This is a genomic window from Desulfurispora sp. (genome assembly GCF_052744395.1).
The window spans coordinates 1-6,897 of the sequence record NZ_JBRAJI010000070.1 but is presented as its reverse complement, the minus strand read 5'-3'; the positions used below and the strand labels follow the sequence as shown (position 1 = coordinate 6,897).

Sequence of the window (6,897 nt, the reverse complement as noted above, 5' to 3'; positions counted from 1 at the left end):
CCCAGATTATGCCTGAAAATGGTTATTGGTGAGATGGTATCACGGATCCAGGTTTTTGTTAACAAACAGATTAATCCAGAAAAGGCAGGCGTTATGCATGAAGTACATAGTAATTCTGGCCGATGGCATGGCCGATTATCCTTTGCCGGAGCTGGCCGGCCGCACCCCGCTGGAACAGGCCCGCACGCCCCATCTGGACTATCTGGCCGCCCACGGCACCGTGGGGCTGGTCAAAACGGTTCCGGAAGGCTTTCCTCCCGGCAGTGACGTGGCCAACCTGTCGGTGATGGGCTACGACCCGGCCCGCTATTACACGGGCCGCTCTCCTCTGGAAGCAGTGAGCATTGGCGTGCAGATGCAGGCGGCCGATGTGGCTTTCCGTTGCAATCTGGTTACGCTTTCCGAACACGAACCCTATGAAGAAAAAACTATGCTGGATTACAGCGCGGGGGAAATTTCTTCAGAAGAAGCGGCCGCAATCATACAGGACATTGACCGCGCCCTGGGCAGTTCAGCGATGCGCTTTTACCCGGGAGTCAGTTATCGCCATTTGCTGATCTGGCATCACGGAGAGATGGCCGGTAACTACACCCCACCCCACGATATTTTGGAGCAGCCGGTGGCCGGCTATCTGCCCACGGGCCCGGGCAGCGAGCAATTGTTATTTTTAATGAAAAAGAGCTACGAGTTGCTGGTCAGCCACCCGGTGAATATCGCCCGCCTGGCCAGGGGCCTGCGACCGGCCAACAGCCTGTGGTTCTGGGGCCAGGGGAAAAAGCCCGCCCTGCCCCTTTTCCAGGACCTTTTCGGCTTAAAGGGTGGCGTGATTTCTGCTGTCGATTTAATCCGGGGCATTGGTCTTTGTGCCGGGATGCAGGTGATTGATGTACCGGGCATTACCGGTAACCTGCACACCAATTTTGCCGGCAAGGCCAGGGCTGCCGTAGCGGCATTGCGGGAGGGCCTGGATTTTGTGTATGTGCATATTGAGGCGCCCGACGAAGCAGCCCACCAGGGCATCCTGGCCGATAAAATAGCGGCCATTGAAAAGATCGATCACCTGGTGGTGGGACCCATTTTACAGGACATGGCCGGTACAGAATTTTCCCTGCTGGTTCTCCCCGACCACCCCACGCCGCTGTGCAAGCGCACCCATACCGCCGATCCGGTACCCTTTGTTATTTGCCGCTCCCCAGCCAGGACTGCCTCCGGGGAAGGTACCGGTTTCAGTGAAAAGGCAGCTTCCCAAACCGGGCTTTTTGTGGAGAACGGACCCGATCTGCTGCCGCTGTTTTTCGGAACTAGCGAAAGATAAAAGCGCCGTGGACAGAGATGGAAAAAAGCTGGTAGCTGGTAATCCTGGATTACCGGCTGCCAGCTTTTTTTTCTTTTTTGCACAGTTTTTGACCGGGTAATTTTTCAGGGCGTATGAATATATTGAATAATAACATTTCAACCGAATATCTCCAGCCAAGAAAGGATGCGCAATAATGTTGCGAAAATGCTTGTTTTGCCTAATTTTTGTTATATTTATAACATGTTCTTTTCAGGGCATATGTTCAGCCAGTGATATTCATCTTTTCGTGGATGGGAAAAAAATATCTACTGACCTTTCCCCTTACCTTATTGATGGACGGGTAATGCTGCCTGTAAGAGCAGCAGCCGAGGCCCTGGGAGCAAAGGTATGTTATTGTGCCGAGATGAATGTTGTTGTGGTAAATAAAAGCAATATTTTTCTGCTGTTACCGGTGGGCAGTAAAGTCATCTATAAAAATGGCAGCACCATCAACATGGATGTACCAGTACAAGTTATACAAGGCAGAACCGTAGTGCCGGTTAGATATTTTGCTGAAGCATTAAACTGCCAGGTGGAATGGGATACCGATACCTCCTCGGTACTGATCAGTTCTCTGGTGCGGCTGGCTGTATATTATCCAAAGGTGACCGTATACGATGCATATCTGGTGCGGGAAGTGCATGAATTACCATATACCAAACAGGTAGCACATGCTGCTATTAACGAGTTAATACAAGGGAAGGTTCAGACAGGAGGTGCTTCACGCATATTGCCGCCTGCTACGCAACTTCTGGGAATAGAAATAAAAGACCTGCAGGCAACTGTCAATTTCTCTCGCGAAGTATTGCAGGCCAATGTGGGAGCTGCCCTGGAAGAACTGGGTATACAGAGCATAGTTAATACCCTGACAGAATTCCCCACCATCAAAAAAGTTTCTTTTATGGTGGAAGGAGAACTAGATCAACGCGTAATGGACTGGTGGGGCCATGTGGGATTATATGAACAGCCTTTTACCAGAGATTTATCAAAAGTTGTGGAACCGGCCATCTGGGTAACCAGACCTTACCCGGGCATGCTGGTCAAGAATAATTTGTTAACCGTGCGAGGTAGTGCCATGGTTTTTGAAGGAACTGTTCAGGCCCGTCTCGTCCGCAGTAACGGGGAAAAAATTGCTACTGGCTGGACCACCGCACTGACCGGAGCACCCGGACGCGGAGATTTTCAACTGGAACTGAAGTGGGCTAAAACTGTGGTGGGTGAAGCGAATCTGGAAGTGTTCTGGATTAGTCCAGAAGATGGACGGGAAAAGGATGTGGTAAGAGTACCCGTGTATATTTTTCCACCAAAATAAGTGAAGATGCGTCATATTCCCTGTCAACGTTTACATTAACCCGGCCGATTACTAATTAATCGGCCGGGATCGCTTTTAATAACTTCACTCGATCATTATGGGCTATATTTTAGCCAGGGCGAACATTTCGTGCAGGGCCTGAACAGCCTCCCGGGCATGTCCGGCCTTGACAATACAGGAGACCTTGATTTCGGATGTGGTAATCATTTCTAAATTGATGTTTCTTTGGGCCAGCGCTTCAAACATCATGGCCGCCACCCCGGGATTGGTAACCATGCCGGCGCCGACAATGGATACCTTGGCTACATCGTCATCGTAGGTGTAGCTCTTAATGCCCACGCTGTCCTGGATCTTTTCCACCACAGCCAGTGCTTTGGCCAGATCGGTTTTGGCCAGAGTAAAGGCGATGTTGTTCTGCTCATCGCGCATGGCGCTCTGGATGATCATATCCACGTTGATATTTTCCGCGGCCAGAGCGGCAAAAATGCGCCAGGCCACACCCGGTTTGTCGGGCACATCAAACAGGCCGATGCGGGCCACATTCAGATCATGGGCTATCCCGGTCACTACCAGCGGTTTCTCCATATTGGCAACCTCCCTGACATAAGTTCCTTCCCGGTGATGAAAACTGCTGCGCACATGGATGGTGATACCGTAAAGCTTGGCACATTCCACCGAACGGGGGTGCAGGACCTGGGCGCCCAGATTGGCCAGCTCCAGCATCTCATCGTAGGAGATCTCGTCCAGTTTGCGCGCCGTGGGCACAAGACGCGGGTCAGCGGTGTAAACCCCATCCACATCGGTATATATTTCACACACGTCCGCCTGGAGGGCAGCCGCCAGGGCAACTGCTGTGGTATCCGAACCGCCGCGTCCCAGCGTGGTGATGTCATTGGCACCGTTGATCCCTTGAAAACCGGCCACCACCACAATACTGCCCGCTGCCAGTTCCTGCTGCAAGCGATCCCCGGTGATTTGCACAATTCTGGCCTTGGTGTGCACATCATCGGTAATAATGCCCACCTGGGGACCGGTGAGGGAAATTACTTTCTCGCCCAGCTCACCGATAGCCGTGGCCAGCAGGGCAATGGAAATCTGCTCGCCGGTGGAAAGCAGCATATCCATTTCCCTTTCCGGCGGCTGGCTGGATATCTGTTTCATCAAGTCAATCAGTTCATCGGTGGTGTCGCCCATGGCCGAGACCACCACCACCACGTCGTGCCCCTGCCGGCGGGTTTCCACCACCCGCCGGGCCACATTTTTAATCCGTTCCGGATTGGCCACAGAACTGCCACCATATTTCTGCACAACCAGCATAATGCTATTCCTTCCTCTCTGCAATAATGTGCGCCATACTGTTACAGCCTGCTCCAGACAGCTCCCCGGTGATCGGGCTGCAGGATCAAAACCCGGCAGTTAATACCGCTGTCCTGCATGCTCTGCTGCATGGCCCGGGCAATGTCCGCCTCTCTCTCGCAGGCAAAAGCTGTAATGGTGGGCCCGGCTCCGCTCAGAGTAACACTGCGGGCGCCGGCATCCCGGGCCGCCTGCATGATCCTGTCCATCCCCGGGATCAAAGCCGAGCGATAGGGCTGGTGCAAAACATCCTGCATGGCCACAGAAAACAGGTCGGTGTCCTGCCGGGACAGCGCAGCTATCAATAAAGCCAAACGTCCCAGATTGTATACGGCATCGCGGTAGGGTATGGTTTCGGGCAGCACCTGCCGGGAGGCCGCTGTGCTCAGTGTGTAGTCTGGTACCGCCGCAATCACTTTTAGCCCGGCCGGCGGATCCAGTTGCACATGTCTGACTCTTCCCTCTACCGGAGCCACTACGGCAATACCTCCCCAGAGCGCCGCGGCCAGATTGTCGGCATGCCCTTCCAGTTCCAAAGCCATATCCAGCAGTTCGGCGCTGGAAAAAGTACCGCCGCTCAGGGCATTGGCCGCCAGCAAACCGCCCAGAATGGCTGCACTGCTGCTGCCCAGTCCGCGCGCCAGCGGGATATTATTGATCAAGCGGATGTTTAATCCCGGCGGCCGGTAACCGGCTTTGTTCAACAGCAAAGTCGCTGCCCGGTAAACCAGATTGCTGGCATCCCGGGCAATACTGCCGGCCCCCTCACCCTCCACAATAATTTCCAGACCGCTTGCTTCCTGCATTTCTACTATATTGTAAAGATTTAGAGCCATCCCCAGGCAGTCAAAGCCGGGTCCCAGATTGGCCGTGGAGGCAGGAACCGTTACGCGCACTGCAGTCATTTCCCTTATTCACCTTCTACCCGAATGACATTGGAGACAGCGTGTACCGATGATAGTTGTTGAACCAGTTTGAGCGCATCCTGGAGATTGAGCTCGCGCACCCGGTGCGTAATCAGGACAATTTCCGCCTGTTCACCGCGGGTATGCTTCTGCAACACGGTGGCCAGACTGACCTCCTTGTCGCCAAAGGCATAAGCAATAGAAGCCAGCACGCCGGGCCGGTCCTGAACATTGAGGCGGATATAATAGCGGCTGCTGATCTGTTCCACCGGCCGGATCATTTTCTGCTCATAGCAGGTGCAGTTTATACCACAGGTACCGCGCAGCCGGTTGCGGGCCGCGTCCAGAATGTCACCGGCCACAGCGCTGCCCGTGGGCATCTCACCGGCTCCCCGACCGTAAAACATGGTTTCACCCACGGCATCGCCCCGCACAAAAATCGCATTAAAAACATCGCTGACCGCCGCCAGGGGGTGATGATGGGGGATAAAGCAGGGGTGTACTCTGGCTTCGATACCCTCCGGGGTTTCTTTGGCAATACCCAGCAGCTTTACAATATAGCCCAGTTCGGAAGCATAAGCAATATCCCGGGCCCCGATCTTCTCAATTCCCTCCACATAAACATCATTTAAAGTCACCCTGGTATTGAAGGCGATGGAAGCCAGGATAGCCAGTTTGCGCGCGGCATCCAGTCCGCCTACATCGGCGCTGGGATCCGCTTCAGCATAACCCATCTGCTGGGCCTCGGCCAGCACCTGCTGGTAGTCGCTGCCCTCCCGGGTCATTTTGGTCAGCATATAGTTGGTTGTTCCATTAATTATGCCCATGATCTCCTGGATGCGGTTGGCCGCCAGGCATACCTTCAGCGGCCTGATGATGGGGATTCCTCCGGCTACACTGCCTTCAAAGAGAAAGTCCACGGCACTCTCCCGGGCAGCCGCAAACAATTCCCGACCATACAGAGCCACCATATCCTTGTTGGCCGAAACCACACTTTTGCCATTTTTCAAAGCGGTCAGAACATAATCCAGGGTTGGTTCCAGACCGCCCATTACTTCCACAACAATATCTATCTCCGGGTTTTCGATAATATCGGCGGCATTTTCCGTCAGGATGGCGGAATCGACCGGCAAGGATCGATTGCGTAAGCGGTCGCGCACCAGTATTCTGGTAATCTCCACATTGGCGCCCACCTTGCTGGCAATACTTTCCTGGTTGCCGGTGAGTATTTTATACACTCCACTGCCTACAGTCCCCAATCCCAGCAGTCCCACTCTGATGGTTGGCATGTTTTGTCTCCTTCCTTCCCGTTCATGTTTGTTCACCCTCGCCCAGCAACACAGCCTGCCGTACACCGGGTTGCTCACCGAGCAGTGATAATAGTTGTCCCACGCCCGCCGTCATCTGCGAGGTTTCCACCGTGACCGTGACAGCTGCTACGCCCTGGCGGGGAAAATCCTGGTTAATTGTAACCACATTGCCATGCATAGCGGCAATCTTGGTCAGGACACCCGAAAGTACGCCCGATCTGTGCTCCAGCAGCAGACTGATCACCACAGTGCGGCCCTGCCCCCAGTATTGCAGCGGAAAAACCTTGTCTTTGTATTTGTAAAAAGCGCTCCTGCTCAGGCCCACCCTCTCCACAGCCTGGGCGACGGTGGAAACCTCTCCACTGCGCAGGAGCTCCTTGGCCTGCACAGTTTTGATCAGGGCTTCCGGCAGGATATCCTCCTGGACAATGTAAAAACGGGGAGTGCCGGTCAAATAAATCCCCCCTGTATATGTAGCAATGCCTGTGTACTCAACCAGTGGACATATATCTTTATACAATAGACACTTACTTTTGTCAATACCCTGGCTTGTTTTTGCAATAGTTAGTTTATTTTACAAAAAATAAGATACCCGGCGCTCCGAACAGAGCTGCCGGGTATCCAAAATTATTGCGGCGGCGACCTGCTCTCCCAGGGGTCGACCCCCCAGTACCATCG

The 6,897-nt window shown here is 53.7% G+C and carries 6 protein-coding genes; 2 read left to right on the top strand and 4 right to left on the bottom strand.

From position 1 onward, the window contains the following. Positions 1-97: 97 nt before the first annotated feature. Positions 98-1,315 (top strand): cofactor-independent phosphoglycerate mutase, encoded by a 1,218-nt coding sequence (locus ACUVTU_RS12920; RefSeq protein WP_445890365.1) that lies wholly within the window; start codon positions 98-100, stop codon positions 1,313-1,315. A gap of 175 nt (positions 1,316-1,490) precedes the next feature. Then, entirely contained in the window at positions 1,491-2,648 is a 1,158-nt protein-coding gene (locus ACUVTU_RS12915) for a stalk domain-containing protein (protein ID WP_445890364.1), read from the top strand. Positions 2,649-2,750: 102 nt separating this feature from the next. Here the strand turns inward: ACUVTU_RS12915 and ACUVTU_RS12910 are convergent, their stop codons facing one another. The 4 genes from ACUVTU_RS12910 to ACUVTU_RS12895 are packed head-to-tail and all read right to left on the bottom strand — an operon-like array spanning position 2,751 to position 6,673. After that, positions 2,751-3,965 carry an aspartate kinase gene (locus tag ACUVTU_RS12910; protein WP_445890363.1) on the bottom strand — a complete coding sequence of 405 codons (1,215 nt, stop codon included), beginning with the start codon at positions 3,963-3,965 and terminating at the stop codon, positions 2,751-2,753. Between the two features lie 41 nt (positions 3,966-4,006). Further along, on the bottom strand, positions 4,007-4,909 hold the full coding sequence (gene thrB, locus ACUVTU_RS12905; protein WP_445890362.1) for a homoserine kinase: 903 nt from the start codon (positions 4,907-4,909) through the stop codon (positions 4,007-4,009). A 5-nt stretch (positions 4,910-4,914) separates the two neighbouring features. Beyond that, entirely contained in the window at positions 4,915-6,198 is a 1,284-nt protein-coding gene (locus ACUVTU_RS12900) for a homoserine dehydrogenase (RefSeq protein WP_445890361.1), read from the bottom strand. Positions 6,199-6,220: 22 nt separating this feature from the next. Further along, positions 6,221-6,673, bottom strand: coding sequence for an ACT domain-containing protein (locus ACUVTU_RS12895; protein ID WP_445890360.1), 453 nt, complete (start codon positions 6,671-6,673; stop codon positions 6,221-6,223). Positions 6,674-6,897 lie beyond the last annotated feature (224 nt).